The 16,233-nt window shown below is 65.8% G+C and carries 13 protein-coding genes; 12 read left to right on the top strand and 1 reads right to left on the bottom strand.

The window, feature by feature from the left end:
- The first annotated feature begins 882 nt into the window (after nucleotides 1-882).
- Genes AR540_RS17470 through AR540_RS17420 form a run of 11 tightly spaced genes read left to right on the top strand, consistent with a single transcriptional unit; the run spans nucleotide 883 to nucleotide 13,706 of the window.
- Nucleotides 883-2,262: a pyridine nucleotide-disulfide oxidoreductase gene (locus tag AR540_RS17470; protein ID WP_059230479.1), complete on the top strand. Its 1,380-nt coding sequence runs from the start codon at nucleotides 883-885 to the stop codon at nucleotides 2,260-2,262.
- Between the two features lie 44 nt (nucleotides 2,263-2,306).
- Nucleotides 2,307-3,479: a DegT/DnrJ/EryC1/StrS family aminotransferase gene (locus AR540_RS17465; protein ID WP_059230478.1), complete on the top strand. Its 1,173-nt coding sequence runs from the start codon at nucleotides 2,307-2,309 to the stop codon at nucleotides 3,477-3,479.
- Between the two features lie 19 nt (nucleotides 3,480-3,498).
- Entirely contained in the window at nucleotides 3,499-5,034 is a 1,536-nt protein-coding gene (locus AR540_RS17460; RefSeq protein WP_059230477.1) for a lipopolysaccharide biosynthesis protein, read from the top strand.
- A 1-nt stretch (nucleotide 5,035) separates the two neighbouring features.
- A complete protein-coding gene (locus tag AR540_RS17455; protein WP_059230476.1) occupies nucleotides 5,036-5,971 on the top strand; it encodes a glycosyltransferase family 2 protein in 936 nt (311 codons plus the stop codon).
- Nucleotides 5,972-6,027: 56 nt separating this feature from the next.
- Entirely contained in the window at nucleotides 6,028-8,241 is a 2,214-nt protein-coding gene (locus tag AR540_RS17450) for a polysaccharide biosynthesis tyrosine autokinase (protein WP_059230475.1), read from the top strand.
- A gap of 48 nt (nucleotides 8,242-8,289) precedes the next feature.
- Complete coding sequence (rfaH, locus tag AR540_RS17445) at nucleotides 8,290-8,808, top strand: transcription/translation regulatory transformer protein RfaH (protein ID WP_059230474.1); 519 nt, start codon at nucleotides 8,290-8,292, stop codon at nucleotides 8,806-8,808.
- Between the two features lie 34 nt (nucleotides 8,809-8,842).
- Nucleotides 8,843-9,841: a glycosyltransferase gene (locus AR540_RS17440; protein WP_059230473.1), complete on the top strand. Its 999-nt coding sequence runs from the start codon at nucleotides 8,843-8,845 to the stop codon at nucleotides 9,839-9,841.
- Nucleotides 9,838-11,082 carry a glycosyltransferase family 4 protein gene (locus AR540_RS17435; RefSeq protein ID WP_059230472.1) on the top strand — a complete coding sequence of 415 codons (1,245 nt, stop codon included), beginning with the start codon at nucleotides 9,838-9,840 and terminating at the stop codon, nucleotides 11,080-11,082. The genes AR540_RS17440 and AR540_RS17435 overlap by 4 nt, the downstream gene beginning before the upstream one ends.
- Nucleotides 11,083-11,110: 28 nt before the next feature.
- The gene (locus AR540_RS17430; protein ID WP_059230471.1) at nucleotides 11,111-12,199 is read left to right on the top strand and encodes a glycosyltransferase family 4 protein; all 1,089 of its coding nucleotides are present in this window, start codon (nucleotides 11,111-11,113) and stop codon (nucleotides 12,197-12,199) included.
- Nucleotides 12,200-12,255: 56 nt separating this feature from the next.
- Nucleotides 12,256-12,459, top strand: coding sequence for a hypothetical protein (locus tag AR540_RS17425; protein ID WP_059230470.1), 204 nt, complete (start codon nucleotides 12,256-12,258; stop codon nucleotides 12,457-12,459).
- A 44-nt stretch (nucleotides 12,460-12,503) separates the two neighbouring features.
- A complete protein-coding gene (locus AR540_RS17420; protein WP_059230469.1) occupies nucleotides 12,504-13,706 on the top strand; it encodes a glycosyltransferase family 4 protein in 1,203 nt (400 codons plus the stop codon).
- 160 nt (nucleotides 13,707-13,866) lie between these two features.
- Here AR540_RS17420 and AR540_RS17415 read toward each other — a convergent pair whose 3' ends face one another.
- Nucleotides 13,867-14,730: an isocitrate lyase/PEP mutase family protein gene (locus tag AR540_RS17415; protein ID WP_059230468.1), complete on the bottom strand. Its 864-nt coding sequence runs from the start codon at nucleotides 14,728-14,730 to the stop codon at nucleotides 13,867-13,869.
- Between the two features lie 230 nt (nucleotides 14,731-14,960).
- On the opposite strand from AR540_RS17415, the gene AR540_RS17410 reads away from it, so the two are divergent.
- Nucleotides 14,961-16,169, top strand: coding sequence for a methyltransferase (locus tag AR540_RS17410; RefSeq protein WP_059230467.1), 1,209 nt, complete (start codon nucleotides 14,961-14,963; stop codon nucleotides 16,167-16,169).
- Nucleotides 16,170-16,233: the final 64 nt, after the last annotated feature.

The following is a 16,233-nucleotide window of genomic DNA, read 5'->3' as shown; positions in this document are numbered from 1 at the left end:
TTGCCAAGCACGCCTCACTTGTTCGGTCATTCTGTCGAAACAAGTCCACCGCCCCCGTCTCGTCATACTAACTCTACCGCCAGTACTCGCGTTGACAGTCCAAAACCTTTTGACAATCATTGCCCCTGACTCGAGGTAGCGCTGGGATTGCGCGCTGAGTCTGCTGCCGTACAGGTCAGGGAAGACAGCTTTCAAAATCCCTCCTTTGCGTCTCGCCGATTGCGTTTCAAGTTCCTGACAACTTGGTTTTCAGGTCTTGCTGTCGGTAACTAGAGCCCCCCGATTCGTAATGTCCAGGTGCAAACCCGTGCGGTAGCCATGTCCAGAAAAACAAAGGCTGCCAACTTGACCACGGCGACCTGTGCGGTAGCCATGAGTGCACGATGGACAGGGAAAGGGCCAGCTTGCCCACGCCAGCGAACAGCGGGAGAACATGGATGTCGCCTGATCTGGATTCACCAGCCTACACCGCCCAAGGGCCCGCCATACCAGACCCACGGCCCGTCGCGACCGCTATCCGCCTGATCCTTTGCCGGGCTCTCCACGCCATGGCCCGCCGCGGTCAGCGCAAGCCGTTCACCCGCGAAGTGCTGTCCCGTACCCCTTGGAAGGAAAGGGCGCGACCGCCGCAATCGTCCAGGGAAACAGTCGAATGGCGGCCGTTCGCATCCTGGAACAATGGCTCAAGAATAATTAATTAGTTGCCGCTTGAGACTTAAGTCTGGCCGGTGCAAGTTGCCTTGGGCAGCCGCCGCTGGTGCGCCACTCCATTCATAAATCGAATCTTCGTAGTCCATCTTTCGATCACTGCCGGGCACCTGAACAACCTGCTTCAACACACTTCAACCCGCGCCTTTTCCGGCGCATACAGAGGATGGCCCGATGGCAAGGAATGATCTGTCGGAAGCGACATTAGGATGTCTAATTGGTGGCGCCGGACCGGCTGGCCTGGGCTTCCTGTTCAATGCCATCAAGCGCGGCGCGGTGGAGCAACTCGCCCGCGCCGGGACCATCATCGTCGATGCCGGTAGCGAACTCGGTGCCGGCAAGCTGGGTGACTACCAGATCATCGCCAACTCGGTGAGCGACGTCTTTCTCGACTGCCTGCGCGATCCGCTACTGGCGCCCATCCTGGCCCCGCTGCATGCTTCCCCCACCTATCGCCATCTCAGGCTGAACGCCCAGGAAGCCCCCGCGCTGCCCATCGTCGGCCAGCTCTTCCAGCAGGCCGCCGGCCTGGTCCTGCCCTGGCTCGAACGCCAGTACGGCATTCCCACCTGGCGCCAGACCCGCATCACCGAGGTCACCTGCGAAGGCTCGGGCTACGTCGTCTGGCTGGAACAGGCGGGCGCCATCCGCCGGGTGCGCACCTCCAGCCTGGTGCTGAACCTGGGTGGCAAGCAGACGCGCAGCAGCTTCGCCCAGAGCGCCGAGGCACTGGGGCTCGAACTGCCCGAGCGCGCGCCGATCGACAGTTCCGACAGTCTCCTGCGCCTGCAACCCGAGGCGCTGCGCCAGCGCTACCGCGCCCGGCTCAAGGATGGCGGACCCATCTGCGTGGTGGGCGGCTCCCACAGCGCCTTCTCGGTGCTGGACAACCTGGCCACCGCGCTGCACCACGACGGCCTGCGCGAGTTGACCCTGGTCCACCGCTCGCCGATCCGGTTGTTCTACGAGACCGCCGCCGAGGCCCTGGCCGCCGGCTACGACTTCGATCCGCTGCAGGACATCTGCCCCATTTCCAAGCGGGTCAACCGTTCGGGCGGCCTGCGCTACCGCGCCCACGAGATCGGTCGCCAGGTACTCGCCGGGCAGTGCATCGGCGGGACGCCGGTCAGGGTCAACACCCTGCACCTGGATGGTAGCGAAGCCCAGCGCGCCCGTGCCCAGGCGCTGTTCGACGACGCCTCCCTGCTGGTGCAGGGCCTGGGCTACCTGCCCATCGTGCCCGAGCTGCGCGACGGGGATGGCCGGCCGTTGACCCTGCGCACCCTGCGTGGCGGCCTGGATTCCGACGCGGCCGGCAGCCCGCTGGACCAGCACGGCCAGCGCCTCGAGGGGTTACACCTGTTCGGACTCGGCTCGGGCCTGGCGGTGGACCCGCGCCTGGGCAGCGAAGCCTCCTTCTCCGGGCGCATCTATGGCGTGTGGCAGTTCCACAACGATGCCAGTCGCGAGGCCCTTGAATCGGTGCTCGATCGCTTGGACAAGCCGCGGGGTGCCTTCCGGCAGGCGGGCGACGCCCTCGTCGAGCACGCCTGACCGAACCGCCACGTATCAAGGACTCGATAAGCAGGTAACGGATCATGATCAATGTGACCAAGCCCTACCTTGGCAATAAGGAACGCTTCAAGGCGTATATCGACAAGATCTACGCCAACAACTGGATCACCAACCAGGGCCCCCTGCATGCCCAGCTGGAAGAGCGCCTGCGCGAGTATCTGGGGGTCCGCAACATCATCCTGGTCAACAACGGCACCCTGGCGTTGCAGGTGGCCTATCGCGCCCTGGGGCTCACCGGCAGCGCCATCACCACGCCGTTCAGCTTCGTCGCCACCACCAGCACCCTGCACTGGGAGCGCATCCGGCCGATCTTCGCCGACATCCATCCGGAAACCTGGAACCTGGACCCGGCCAATGTCGAGGCGGTCATCGAGCCCGATACCTCGGCCATCGTCGCCACCCATGTGTTCGGCAATCCCTGCGACGTGCAGGGGCTGCAACAGGTCGCCCAGCGCCATGGCCTGAAGGTGATCTACGACGGTGCCCACGCCTTCGGCACCCTCTACGCAGGCCGTTCCGTGCTGCAATGGGGCGACATCACCACGGTCAGCTTCCACGCCACCAAGCTGTTCCACACCATCGAAGGCGGCGCGATCATCACCGAGGACGACGAGCTCGCCGAGCGCGTGCGGCGGATGATCAACTTCGGCATCGTCGACGCCGAACGCATCGAGGGCGTCGGCATCAATGCCAAGCTCAACGAGGTGTCCGCGGCCATGGGGCTGTGCATCCTCGACGAGCTGGAGGACATCCTGGCCCGCCGCGCCATCATCGGCCGGCACTACGAGACGCGCCTGCAGGGCGCCTTCGACCTGCAGCGGCCGACCTACAGCAGCCAGCTCAACTACAGCTACTTCCCGGTAGCCCTGCGCGACGAGACGGCGCTGCTGGATACCCGGCAGGCACTGAACGCCGTCGGCATCAATCCGCGCCGCTACTTCTATCCGTCGCTGGAAACCCTGGACTACCTGCAGCCGCAGGCGATCAAGCCGATCTCGCGCAAGCTGAGCCAGCGCATCCTCTGCGTGCCCATCTATCCGGACCTGCCCGAAAGCACCCAGAACCTGCTGCTCGAGACACTGCTGTCGGTGCAGCAGAAGAAGACCAGCCTGGAATCGCTGCGGGCGCTCATCACCCCGGCGCAGTTGCTGCCGAGCTGGGATTTTCCCGGCGATTCCGCGCCCGCGCTCACCTGATTCCGGCCCGCCCTCCCCCATGACCAGTCCCACGAAAACGTCGGTGTTGCGCAACACCCTGATCAACTATGCCGGCCAAGCCTATGCGCTGCTGATCGGCATCCTGATCCAGCCGCTGTATCTCGGTCACCTGGGCGCGGAAACCTATGGCCTGATCGGCTTCTTCGCCGTGCTGCAGACCTGGCTGCAACTGCTCGACGTCGGCATCTCCGCCTCCCTGGTGCGGGACGTCGCCCACGGCCGCGGCCAGAACGGTATCGGGCGCACCCGTGGCCAGCTGCTGCGCTCGCTGGAGTTCATCTTCATCCCGTTGGCGACCCTGGCCTTCGTCGCCATCGAGCTGAATTCGACCTGGATGGCCGAGCATTGGCTGAACGTCCAGGGCCTGTCCGAGGAGACGGTGGCGCACTGCATCGGCCTGATGGGGCTGATGATCGCCTTCCGCCTGCTCTCGACGCTATACAAGAGCGGTGTGCAGGGCGTCGAGCTGCATGGCTGGCTGAACCTGGTCAACGTGCTGATCGCCACCGTCCGCTACTTCGGCGGGCTGATCCTGGTGATGTGGATCTCCCAGGAGCCGCTGGACTTCTTCGTCTTCCAGGCCTTCGTCGCCGTGTTCGAGATGCTGGTCTATGCGCTCAAGGCCTATCGGCTGCTGCCCAACCCGTCCTGGTGGAGCGGCTTCGACTGGCAACGGGTGAAGCCCATCGTGCCCTTCGCCTTGAGCATGTCCTTCACCTCGATCCTGTGGATCGCCCTCACCCAGCTCGACAAACTGGTGCTGTCCAAGGCCTTGCCACTGGCCGAGTACGGCTATTTCAGCCTGGTGGCGCTGATCTCCACCGGCATCGTCACCCTCACCAATCCGCTGGTGCAGGCGCTGCTGCCGCGGATGACGGTACTGGTCTCCCAGGGCCAGGCACTGGAGCTGGAAAGGCTCTATCGCAACGCGGCGCGCTTCGCCTTCGCCATCCTGCTGCCGCTGGCGGCCCTGGTGGCCTTCCATGGCGAGGCGCTGGTCTTCGCCTGGACCGGCGATCAGGTCTCCGCCCATTGGAGCGAGCCGATCCTGTTCTGGTACGCCCTGGGCGCGGCGCTGCTGGCACTCAGCCAGTTCCAGTTCTACCTGCAGTACGCCTACGGCAAGTTGCGCCTGCACGTCTGGTACAGCCTGGTCTCGGCGCTGATCTCGGTGCCCATCGTGATCCTGGTGGTGCTGCACCATGGCGCCCACGGTGCTGCCCTGGCCTGGTTCTGCATGCGCCTGATCCCCTTCGTGATCTGGCCGGCGATCATCCATGGCCGCTTCGCGCCGGCGCTGCAGCGCTACTGGAACCAGGACCTGCTGGTGGCCGTGGTGGTGACCGCCATCGGCGTGGGCCTGAGCAAGCTGCTGTACCAGGAAATTCAACCGCAGGAGCGCTTCGCCATCCTGGCCACCCTCGCCCTGGGCGGCGGCCTGACCCTGATGCTGATGGCACTGGCCTATGTGCTCTGTTCGCCGAAGCAGACGCGTACGCGGCTGTTCTCCCACTTCTCCAAAGCAGGAATCTGACATGGACGTTCGGACCGAAGCAGCGATCATGAGCCTCTGGCCGGCGGCGTACAGCCGCCCGCTGGTCAGCATCGTCTGCCTGACCTTCAATCACCGCGACTTCATCGGCGAGGCCATCGACGGTTTCCTTCGTCAGGAGACCGACTTCCCCTTCGAGATCGTCATCAACGACGACGCCTCCACCGATGGCACCCGGGACATCCTCCAGGCGTACGCGCAGCGCTATCCCCGGCTGATCCGCCTGATCCTGCAGCAGGAAAACCAGTACGCCCAGGGCAAGCCCTATGGCATGCCGGTGTTCCAGCAGGCGCGGGGCGACTACATCGCCTATTGCGAAGGCGACGACTACTGGACCGATCCGCGCAAGCTGCAGCTGCAGGTGGATTTCCTGGAGAACAACCGGGACTACGTGCTGGCCTTCCATGCCTCCTACGCCTTCAACAGCCAGGGCATCGTCAATCCGCTGCGCTTCGCTGGTCGCGATCACTACGACCGCAGCCAGACCGAGCTGAAACAGGCGCTGCCGCTGTCCACTCTGACCGCCTGCTTCCGCAACGTGCTGCGTGGCCTGCCGCCGGAGCTGGAGACCGCCGCGCTCATGGATATCGTCTGGTGGTCGCTGCTCGGCGCCCACGGCAAGGGCAAGTTCATGGCCGAGATCCGTCCCGCCGCCTACCGGGTGCACGAGGGCGGGATCTTCTCCATGCGCGCCAGCCAGAAGCGCCTGCAGATGGACCTGCATACCCAGTACTGCCTCGCCAACTACTACTACCGGCTGGGCGAGCACGACCTGCACGTCTTCTTCCTGCGCCAGGTGCTCGGCCTGTCGCTGTCGTCGATTCCGCCCAGGCAGAAGCTCAAGGCGCTGGCCCAGGCGTTGAGCAATCTCTTGCTCAACGTCGGCCGGCGCCTCGTCCCCAAACGCGTCACCTACTGAACCTACCCCAGCAATTTTCCTGCTGCGATGTATCCAGCCAAGAGGAAGGACCCCCAATGACCGCCATGCAGCGATCTTCGTTCGAGCAACAAGACGAGCAACACCTGGACCTCAAGACGATGGCGCTCACCCTTCTCGATCACAAGAAGCTGATCGCGGGCATCACCGGGGGCTTCCTGGCCCTGGGCATCGCCTATGCCGTGCTCTCCACCCCGCAGTACGTCGCCGGGGCGATGATCCAGATCGAGCCGAAGAAGAATGCCCTCACGGCGGTGGCGGAAACCGTGGTGCGGCCGAATTCGGCCTCGCCGGCGGTAGCCGAGATCGAGCTGCTGAAGTCGCGCGCGGTGCTGGCCAAGACCGTGGAGAATCTGCGCCTGGACATCGAGGCCAAGCCGCGCTTCTTCCCGCTGATCGGCCACTACCTGTGGCGTACCTACGACGCCGACCATCCGGGCCAGTTGGCCGATGCCTGGCCGCAACTGCGGCGCTTCGCCTGGGGCGGCGAGAAGATCGACGTCTTCCAGTTCGACGTCCCGGACGAGATGTACGGCGAGCCCCTGACCCTGGTGGCCGGCAGCAATGGCCGCTATCGCCTGCTGGACAAGGACAAGCAGCCGGTACTGGAAGGCCAGGTCGGCCAACTGGCGGCCGGCAACGGCTACCGCATGCAGGTCAAGACCCTGACCGCCCGCCCCGGTACCGAATTCAAGGTGACCCGCAATCGCGTCATCACCACCGCGCAGCTCTACCAGAATCGCATCAAGACCAACGAGGCCGGCAAGGAGTCGGGGATCATCTACCTGTCCCTGGCCGACGAGAATCCGGAGCTGGCCAAGGGCGTGCTGTCCGAGATCAGCCGCCTGTACGTGCTGCAGAACGTCGAGCGCAGCTCGGCGGAAGCGGCGCAGCGCCTGGATTTCCTGCGCAGCCAGCTGCCGGGGGTGCGCAAGGACCTGGAGCGCGCCGAGGCGGCCCTCAACAACTACCAGACCAACAGCCGCTCCGTGGACATCAGCCTGGAGACCAAGGCCGTCCTGGACAAGATCGTCGCCCTGGATACCTCCATCTCCCAGCTCAGGCTCAAGCAGGCCGAATACGATCGCCTCTATACCCGCGACCACCCGACCTACAAGACCCTGCTGAACCAGCTCGACCAGTTGGAAGTGGAGAAACGCAGCCTGCAGCGCAAGGTGGAAGCCCTGCCCAGCACCCAGCAGGAACTGCTGCGCCTGAACCGTGACATGAAGGTCACCAACCAGACCTACCAGTTGCTGCTCAACCAGGCCCAGGAACAGGACATCATCCGCGCTGGCACCATCGGCAACGTGCGCCTGGTCGACAACGCCGACGTCAACCTCGACGAGCCGGCGACCAATCGCAAGATCGCGCTGGCCCTGGCCCTGCTGCTCGGCCTGGTCACCTCGGTGATCGTGGTCTTCGTCCGCCAGGCCTTCCAGAAGGGCATCGAGAGTCCCGACACCGTCGAGCAGATCGGCCTGCCGGTCTACTCCACCCTGCCCTTCACCAAGGACCAGGAGCGCCTGAACCGGCGCCTGAAGAAGAAGGGCCGCACCGGCGAGCCCACCCTGCTGAGCGTGGTGCAGCCGGCCAACCTGGCGGTGGAGTCCCTGCGCAGCCTCAGATCCAGCCTGCACTTCGCCATGCTCGAGGCCAAGAACCGGGTGATCATGATCTCCAGCCCGACCCCGGGCGTGGGCAAGTCCTTCGTCTCCAGCAACCTGGCCGTGGTGGTCGCCCAATCGGGCCAGCGCGTGCTGCTGATCGACGCCGACATGCGCAAGGGCTATCTGCACCGTATCTTCGGCCTGAACCCCCAGGCCGGCCTGTCCGAGCTGCTGACCGGCCGCAGCAAGCTGCGTGAGGCCATCGTGCCGAGCGGCGTCGCCCAGCTGGACGTCATCGGCTGCGGCCAGGCCGCGCCGAATCCCTCGGAGCTGCTGATGCACGCCAATTTCTCCCGGCTGCTGGACGAGGTGGGCGGTCTCTACGACCTGGTCATCGTCGACACCCCGCCGATCCTGGCGGTGACCGATGCCGCCCTGGTCGGCCGGCTGGCCGGCACCACCCTGCTGGTCACCCGCTTCGGCCAGAGCACCCTCAAGGCGGTGGAGAACTCCCGTCGCCGCTTCGCCCAGAACGGCATCAGCATCAAGGGCGCCATTCTCAACGGCGTGCAACGCAAGGCCTCCATGGCCATCGAGGACGACGGCGCCTACGGCTACTACGAATACGGCCCCCGTACCTGATCGCTCGCCCCATCGCGATCGCCCGACTCCCAGAGAAGGAACTCAGCCATGACCTCAAGCCACTGGTACCTGGTGCAAACCAAGCCCAATCAGGAAAGCCGCGCCGAAGAGAATCTGCTACGCCAGGGCTTCGTCTGCTTCCGGCCACAACGGCAGCGCGCAGTGCCGGCCAGGAGCCGGGCGGCCACCAGCGAGTCGCTGTTTCCGGGCTACCTGTTCATCCAGCTCGATGACGTCAACGACAACTGGTACCCGATCCGCTCGACCCGCGGGGTCAACCGGATCGTCAGCTTCGGCAGCCAGCCGACCGCGGTGAGCCAGGCCATCATCGACGCCATCCAGCAGCGCCTCGCCGCCCCGGCAGAACCCACGCCAGCCCACCAGCCGGGCGCCACGGTGCGGGTGCACTACAGCCCGGCGCTGGAAATGGACGCGGTCTTCCTCAGTCACGATGGCGACGAGCGCGCGATCATCCTGCTGCGCATCCTGCAGCGCGAACAACGGGTCAGCGTGGCCCTCGAGCACCTGTCGGCACCAGCCCCTGCCAGCCAGCGACTGCGCGCCTGACCAGGTTCATTTAGGCCCTTTGGAGGAATCCCCCATGCACCCCAAGACCACGGTCGTCACCGTCACCTACGGCAATCGCCTCCGCTACCTGGAACAGCTCATCACCCGCACCCTGGCCGAGCGCTCCGTCCATCAGGTCATCGTCGTCAGCAACGCGGCGACCGTGCCGCTGGACGGCCTGGAGGCCCGCTGGCCCGGGCAGGTCAAGGTCATCGCCCTGAGCGAGAACACCGGCTCGGCCAACGGCTACGCCGAGGCCCTGGACGCGGCCCTGGCCAGCGACACCAGCCACATCTGGATGATGGACGACGACAACGCGCCCCTGGGCGATGCCCTGAACATCCTGCATCGGCAACTCGACCAGCTCGGTCGCCAATACGGCAACGACAAGGTCGCCGTGCTCGGCTACCGACCGACCCAGCAGGCCGACATCGCCCAGTGCATTCCCACCCGGATGATCACCCAGCCGCGCTCGAGCTACTTCGGCTTCCACGTGGCGCGCATTCCCTACAAGATCTGGCGCCGCACGCCCTGGGGTCGTCCTCGCGGCGGCGCACCGGCGGCCCTGGTGGAACTGCCCTTCGCGCCCTACGGCGGCATGCTCGCCCATCGCAGCCTCTACGAGCGCATCGGCCTGCCGCTGCGCGAGCTGGTGCTCTATTCCGACGACACCGAGTACACCTACCGCATCACCCAGGGCGGCGGGAAGCTGTTCATGGTCACCGGGGCGGAGCTCGAAGAACTCGAGCACTCGTGGAACATCAAGGAAAACACCAGCAACGTCTACCAGAACTACCTCAAGGCCGGTTCGGACTTCCGCGCCTACTACGCCGCCCGTAACCAGGCCTGGTTCGACAAGAACGTCTGGGCCAGCTCGCGGCCGATGTACCGCCTCAACCGCTACGTCTTCCATACCCTGCTCAAGCTGTTCGCCCGCGATGACCAGAGCCGCCAGCGCCTGGCCCTGATCCGCCGCGCCGTCGCGGACGGCGAGACCGGCGCGCTGGGCATCAACCGCAGCTACCCGCTATGAAGCTGCTCTTCCTCAACAGCTTCTATCCACCCCATGTCGGGGGCGGTGCGGAGCTCATCCTGCAGCGCAGCGTGGAAGGCTTCCAGCAGCGCGGCCACGAAGTGGCGGTGCTGGTCACCGGCCCGGAGCCGGGGCTCAGGCAGGAAGAAGTCAATGGCGTGCGGGTCCATCGCGCCGGCCTGCAGAACTTCTACTGGCCCCTGACCCAGCAGCGCCCCGGGTCGCTGGCACGCTTCGGCTGGCACTTCCGCGACCGCTACAACGTGGCCATGCGCGCTCCTTTGCGCCAGGTGCTGGCGCAGGAAAAACCGGACCTGGTGGTCAGCCACAACCTGTCCGGCTGGTCGGTGGCCGCCTGGGACGAGATCCGCGCCAGCGGCACGCCCATCGTCCAGGTGCTGCACGACATGTACCTGCTCTGCCCGAAGAACACCCTGTTCAAGCAGGGCAAGAGCTGCCAGCAGCTGTGCGGCAGCTGCTCCGCCCTGCGCCGTCCCCATGCCGAGCTGTCGGCCCAGGTGGACGCCGTGGTCGGGGTCAGCCGCTACCTGCTGGATACGGTGGTCGGCAAGGGCTACTTCCAGGGCGTACCGCGCGAGGTGATCCACAACGGCAGCCTCATCGCCGGCAGTACCGCCGCGCTGCCGCCCCCGCGCCAGGGTGACGTCGTGCGCTTCGGCTACATGGGCACCCTGGCGGAAAACAAGGGCGTCGGCTGGCTCATCGAGCAGTTCCAGCGCTTGCCCCTCAACGCCACCCTGACCATCGCCGGCAAGGGCCAGCTGGACTACGAGGCGCGGCTCAAGGCCCTGGCCGACCCGGCGAAGGTGCGCTTCGTCGGCTACCAGCAGCCTGCGGACTTCTACCGCGACATCGACGTCTTCGTCGCGCCCTCGCGGTGGGCCGAGCCCTTCGGCATGGTCGCCGTCGAAGCCTGCGCCTTCCAGAAACCGGTCATCGCGACGCGCATGGGCGGTCTGCCGGAAATCGTCCGCGATGGCGTGAACGGCCTGCTGTGCAATCCCGCGGATCGCGACTCGCTGGGCCGCGCGCTGCAGCGCCTCCACGACGACACCGAGCTGCGCCAGCGCCTGAGCCTGCTCAGCCGTAGCGCGGTGGCGCCGCTGCTGAGCCTGGAACCCATGCTCGACGACTACCAGCGCCTGTTCGAAAGGGTGGGCCAGGCGTCCCGCGGTCTGCCGCAGCAGGCCGTCGTACCTCACACCCAGCTTTCCAACTGAGTCACCAGCTTAGGGCACGGGCCGCATCATGATCATCGTCAACTCCCGCTTCATCACCCAGGACCTGCGCGGCGTCCAGCGCTTCGCCGAATGCATCTCGCTGGAACTGGCGGCGCTCAGGACCGACCTGCGCTTCGTCTCGCCACCCGGCGTGGTGCGTCCCGACGTAGCCAAGCGGCTGAACATCGAAATCATCGGCACCCGCCAGGGCCAGCGCTGGGAACAATGGGACCTGCCCAACTGGCTGCGCGCCCAGGGCAATCCCCTGCTGCTCTCGCTGTGCAGCACCGCGCCCCTGCGCTACGCCAACCAGATCGTCACCCATCACGACATCAACTACGTGCGCTTCCCGGAAAGCTATTCCTGGAAGTTCCGCACCTCCTACCGCTGCCTGATTCCCCTGCTGCTCAAGCGGGCGAGTTCGCTGATCACCGTCAGCGCCTTCTCCAAGCAGGAGATCTCCCGCTTCTACCGCTATCCGGAAGACTCGATCAGCGTCGTACCCAATGCCGTCGCCGCGGCCTTCACCCTGGGCGACCAGGCGCCGGTCACGGGTACGCCCTATCTGCTGGCGGTCTCCTCGCCCAGCTATCACAAGAACTTCTCCCGCCTGCTGGAAGCCTTCGCGGCGCTGCCGCGGGACCTGGCCGTCGAACTGCGCATCGTCGGCGACGGCCACGCCGTGTTCGGCCAGACCGATCTGGCCACCCTGGCTGCCCAGGATCCCCGGGTGAAGCTGCTCGGCCGGATCGACGACGACGAACTGGCGCGCCAGTACCGGCAGGCCACGGCCTTCGTCTTCCCGTCGCTCTACGAAGGTTTCGGCATCCCGCCCCTGGAAGCCCAGGCCTGCGGCTGCCCGGTGATCTCGGCCAACACCGCCTCCCTGCCGGAAGTGCTGCGGGACAGCGCCCACTACTTCGACCCCCATGACGTCTCCAGCATCACCCAGGCGATGTGGGCCGTCCTGCTCGACCCGGCGCTGCGGGCGGCCCTGAGGGCCAAGGGGCTGGCCAACATCCAGCGCTTCAGCTGGAAGACCTCCGCCGGCAAGGTCTCGGAACTCCTCGATGCGGCCTTGGCCGCGACCCCCAAAGCCACGGCCCGGGCCGCCTGACGGCAGCCCTTCGAGCGCGTGAACGGCATCCGCAGAACCCAGGGAGCAGCCCCCTCATGGAAGAGACCACCCTCGCCAAGGACAGCCGGACCGTCCCTGGCACGCCCAGCGACACCCGCGCAGTGGCACCCGCCGCCCAAGCCGTGTGCCCGCCCAGCACGTCCATCAAGTTGCCCGAGCTCGACGGTCCCGTGGAGGGTATCGAGATCACCCGGTTGCCCTGGGGGTATGCCGTGACCCGAACACCCCGCACGCCCTGAATTAGCCCAGCAGTTGATTTCATTTCTCGCTTAAGGAAGACGACATGAAAATCGCCATCGTTCACGACTGGTTGGTAACCTTCGCTGGCGCCGAACGCGTGCTCGCTGAACTCCTGGACATCTGGCCGGAGGCCGACCTGTTCAGCGTCATCGACTTCCTCTCGGATGAAGATCGCGCCCAGCTCAAGGGCAAGCAGGCGACCACCACCTTCATCCAGCGACTGCCCCAGGCCAAGAAGCGCTACCAGACCTACCTGCCGCTCATGCCCCACGCCATCGAGCAACTCGACCTGTCGGGTTACGACCTGATCATCTCCAGCAGCCACGCCGTGGCCAAGGGCGTGCTCACCGGCCCCGACCAGCTCCATATCAGCTATGTCCACTCGCCGATCCGCTACGCCTGGGACCTGCAGCACCAGTACCTCAAGGAAGCCAATCTCGATCGTGGCCTCAAGGGCAAGCTGGCGCGCATCATCCTGCACTACGTACGCATCTGGGATCAGCGCACCGCCGCCGGCGTGGATGCCTTCGTCGCCAACTCCCACTTCATCGCCCGGCGTATCAGCAAGGCCTATCGCCGCGACGCCAAGGTCATCTATCCCCCGGTCGACATCGGTCGCTTCACCCCCAGCGGCGACAAGGAAGACTTCTATCTCACCGCCTCGCGCATGGTGCCCTACAAGCGCATGCCGATGATCGTCGAGGCCTTCAGCGCCATGCCCGACAAGAAGCTGGTGGTGATCGGCACCGGACCGGAATTCGAGAAAGCCCGGGAAGTCGCCGGCCCCAACGTCACGCTGCTCGGCTACCAGGACTTCGACGTCCTGCTCGATCACATGCGTCGGGCGCGGGCCTTCGTCTTCGCTGCCGAGGAAGACTTCGGCATCACCCCCATCGAAGCCCAGGCCTGCGGTACGCCGGTCATCGCCTTCGGCCGCGGCGGCGTGCTGGAAACCGTACGGGGACTGGATGCGCAACACCCCACCGGGGTGTTCTATGCCGAACAGACCCTGCACTCGCTTTGCGCGGCCGTGCACCAGTTCGAAGCATTGGAAACGCCCATCAGTCAGCAGGCATGCAGACAGAGCGCCGAACGCTTCGCCGTCAAACGCTTCCGCCAGGAAATGCGCTCCTTCGTCGAGGCCCGCGTGGCCGCCTTGCACCTGCCCACCGATATCGATCTCGATACCGTCGTCACGCCCTTTCCCAGCAAGGGCCTGCAGCCGAGTTCGCTGAATACCGCCTGAGAGGCTGTTCCAAGTCTCGCGCGCTAGAGACAAGCAAGGCGGGAATGTTTGAGGAAGCGGAGTTTAGGAGTGGTAAATGCATTCCGACGGCGCTGGCCTTCCAGGCCATTTCCAACGCCGTTTGGCCGACGCGCAGCAGACTTTGACCAGGCTCCGGGCGCTATTCCTTCACGTCCATGAACTCCTGCGCCCAGACGCGATATTCCCGCAGGGTCGAGTACTTGGTGGACAGCTCGGAGGCGGACAGGTCCGACGCGGTGATGTGCCGCTGCTCGCGCAGGCAGTCGTAGGTCGCCTTGATCGCCGCGAAGTAGGCGGCATGCCCATTCACCACCACCCGCACCCCGGCCTTGGCCAGGCGCGCATTGTCACGCAACTGGGGATTGCCGTAGGTCACCAGCATCACCGGCACGCTCAGGTGCTGGGTGATCTCTTCCAGATGGTCGAAATCGCGGATACCGACCATGCAGATGCCGTCCGCACCGGCCGCTTCGTAGGCCTTGGTCCGGGCGATCACCTCCGCGGTGCTCAGCTCGGTGGCGTTGGTCCGGGCGAAGATGCTCATGGCCTCGTCGATACGGGCTTCCAGGGCCCCCTTGATCTTGCCGGTGCCTTCCTCGACGCTCACCAGATCGGTGGACTTGCGCCCGTACCCGGCCGGCAGCACGGTGTCCTCGATGGTCAGGGCCGCGACCCCGGAGCGCTCCAGCTCGGTGATGGTACGCATCACATTGAGGGCATTGCCGTAGCCATGGTCGGCGTCGGCGATGATCGGCAGCCGCGCAACGCGTCCGATGCGGGTGGCCTGCTCGACGAACTCGCTCAGGGTGATCAGCGCGAAATCCGGCGCCGCCAGCACCTGCAGGGAAGCCACCGACCCGCCCAGGATGCCCATCTCGAAGCCGAGATCGTTGGCGATCCGCGCCGACATGGGGTCGAACACCGAAGCCGTGTGGTAGCAGCTTTCCGATTTCAGCAAGGCTCTGAACGCTAAGCGCAGCTTATGCGGTGAGGTTGGCTTCATGACAATTTCCTTCAGGGATGAACCGGACAGGCAATGTTAGCGCGACAAGTAGTCCCCACACGATCACCCGTCCGGCTTTCAGATAAATCGATTCATCCTTCAGACCCCCGGTCACGCAAAAGATCGGCGCCGGGACCTGGTCGCCGCCGACGGAAAATTCGATACCCGTGGCGCACCAGGGCAGAGACAATAGCGGACCGCCGTCTCAGCCGTCACCGCCTGCCCCCATCATGCACGCCACCGCCTTCGCCAGCCGCTTCCACGCCCTGGATGCCTTCCTCACCGAGCACCAGCACCTTTGGCGCCCGCGCCCCTTCGTGGCGCTGCAGCTGCCCTGGGAAGCGGATCACCCGGCGCTGGCCGCCTGGTTGCGCGCCCGCAGCCTGGCGGATGCCGAAGCCGTCCACAACGCCCCCCATACCCTCGACGGACCAGAGCCCTTCGCTACCCTGGCGCGCCGTTCCGACGAGCTGAGCCAGGTCGGCGAATGCCTGGACGTCCCCCAGGACTACCCGCCCCGGCGCCAGGACGTCGATGTACCAGGGCGCAAGTGGCAGCAGATCGACGCCTTCGGGCGCAAGCTGGCCTTCACCCGCCCCGTGCAGCGCTGGGTCGACTGGTGCGCGGGCAAGGGCCACCTGGCCCGGCAGTTGGCCGGCCCGGAGCGGCCGGCCCTGTGCCTGGAATGGGATGCGGCGCTGGTGCAGGTGGGTGAGCAGCTCAGCCGACGCGCCGGATTGCCGGTACAGCACCGGCAAGTCGACGTGCTCCAGCCACTGGCCGCCGTCGCCCTCGACGCCCAGGACACGCCGGTCGCCCTGCATGCCTGCGGCGACCTGCACACCCGCCTGCTGCAGGTGACGGTGGCCTGCGGCTGCCAGCAACTGGCCCTGGCGCCCTGCTGCTACGATCGCATCGTCGAGCCGGTCTACCGTCCGCTGTCGCACGCCGCCGCGACTACCGCGCTGCGCCTGGAGCGGGAAGACCTGCGCCTGGCCCTGTGCGAGACCGTCACCGGCGGCCAGCGCGTACGCCGCGACCGCGATCTGTCGATGGCCCGGCGGCTGGGCTTCGACCTGCTGCAGCGCGAACTCAGCGGACGCGACGCCTATCTCAATACCCCATCGCTACCCAGCCACTGGCTGCGCCAGCCCTTCGCCGCCTTCGGTGCGGAACTGGCCCGCCGCAAGGGCGTGACGCTCCCGGCGGGGATCGACTGGCCGCACTGGGAGCACCGGGGCTTCCAACGCCTCGCGGAAGTTCGTAACCTCGAACTGGTAAGGGGCCTGTTCCGCCGTCCGCTGGAACTCTGGCTGGTGCTGGACCAGGCGCTGTTCCTGCAGGAGCGGGGTTACCAGGTGCAACTGGGCACCTTCTGCCCACCTAGCCTGACGCCACGAAATCTGCTGCTGACGGCGGAAAAGCGTGCCCCTTATTAGTGCCACAGCCGCTCTACCCTGCACGTTTGTCGGAATTTGGGCGACGAAAGGAAAAAAACACCTT

Source organism: Pseudomonas sp. EpS/L25 (assembly GCF_001512295.1).
GTDB lineage: Bacteria > Pseudomonadota > Gammaproteobacteria > Pseudomonadales > Pseudomonadaceae > Chryseomonas.
Note: the sequence above shows the minus strand (reverse complement) of the source record. Positions and strands in the feature narration are given on the sequence as shown.

Bases quoted from the DNA above. Each gene is read 5' to 3' on its own strand.
- rfaH (WP_059230474.1), top strand. From the start codon at position 8,290: ATGACCTCAAGCCACTGGTACCTGGTGCAAACCAAGCCCAATCAGGAA.
- AR540_RS17420 (WP_059230469.1), top strand. From the start codon at position 12,504: ATGAAAATCGCCATCGTTCACGACTGGTTGGTAACCTTCGCTGGCGCC.
- AR540_RS17435 (WP_059230472.1), top strand. From the start codon at position 9,838: ATGAAGCTGCTCTTCCTCAACAGCTTCTATCCACCCCATGTCGGGGGC.
- AR540_RS17410 (WP_059230467.1), top strand. From the start codon at position 14,961: ATGCACGCCACCGCCTTCGCCAGCCGCTTCCACGCCCTGGATGCCTTC.
- AR540_RS17450 (WP_059230475.1), top strand. From the start codon at position 6,028: ATGACCGCCATGCAGCGATCTTCGTTCGAGCAACAAGACGAGCAACAC.
- AR540_RS17460 (WP_059230477.1), top strand. From the start codon at position 3,499: ATGACCAGTCCCACGAAAACGTCGGTGTTGCGCAACACCCTGATCAAC.
- AR540_RS17470 (WP_059230479.1), top strand. From the start codon at position 883: ATGGCAAGGAATGATCTGTCGGAAGCGACATTAGGATGTCTAATTGGT.
- AR540_RS17440 (WP_059230473.1), top strand. From the start codon at position 8,843: ATGCACCCCAAGACCACGGTCGTCACCGTCACCTACGGCAATCGCCTC.
- AR540_RS17465 (WP_059230478.1), top strand. From the start codon at position 2,307: ATGATCAATGTGACCAAGCCCTACCTTGGCAATAAGGAACGCTTCAAG.
- AR540_RS17415 (WP_059230468.1), bottom strand. From the start codon at position 14,730: ATGAAGCCAACCTCACCGCATAAGCTGCGCTTAGCGTTCAGAGCCTTG.
- AR540_RS17455 (WP_059230476.1), top strand. From the start codon at position 5,036: ATGGACGTTCGGACCGAAGCAGCGATCATGAGCCTCTGGCCGGCGGCG.
- AR540_RS17425 (WP_059230470.1), top strand. From the start codon at position 12,256: ATGGAAGAGACCACCCTCGCCAAGGACAGCCGGACCGTCCCTGGCACG.
- AR540_RS17430 (WP_059230471.1), top strand. From the start codon at position 11,111: ATGATCATCGTCAACTCCCGCTTCATCACCCAGGACCTGCGCGGCGTC.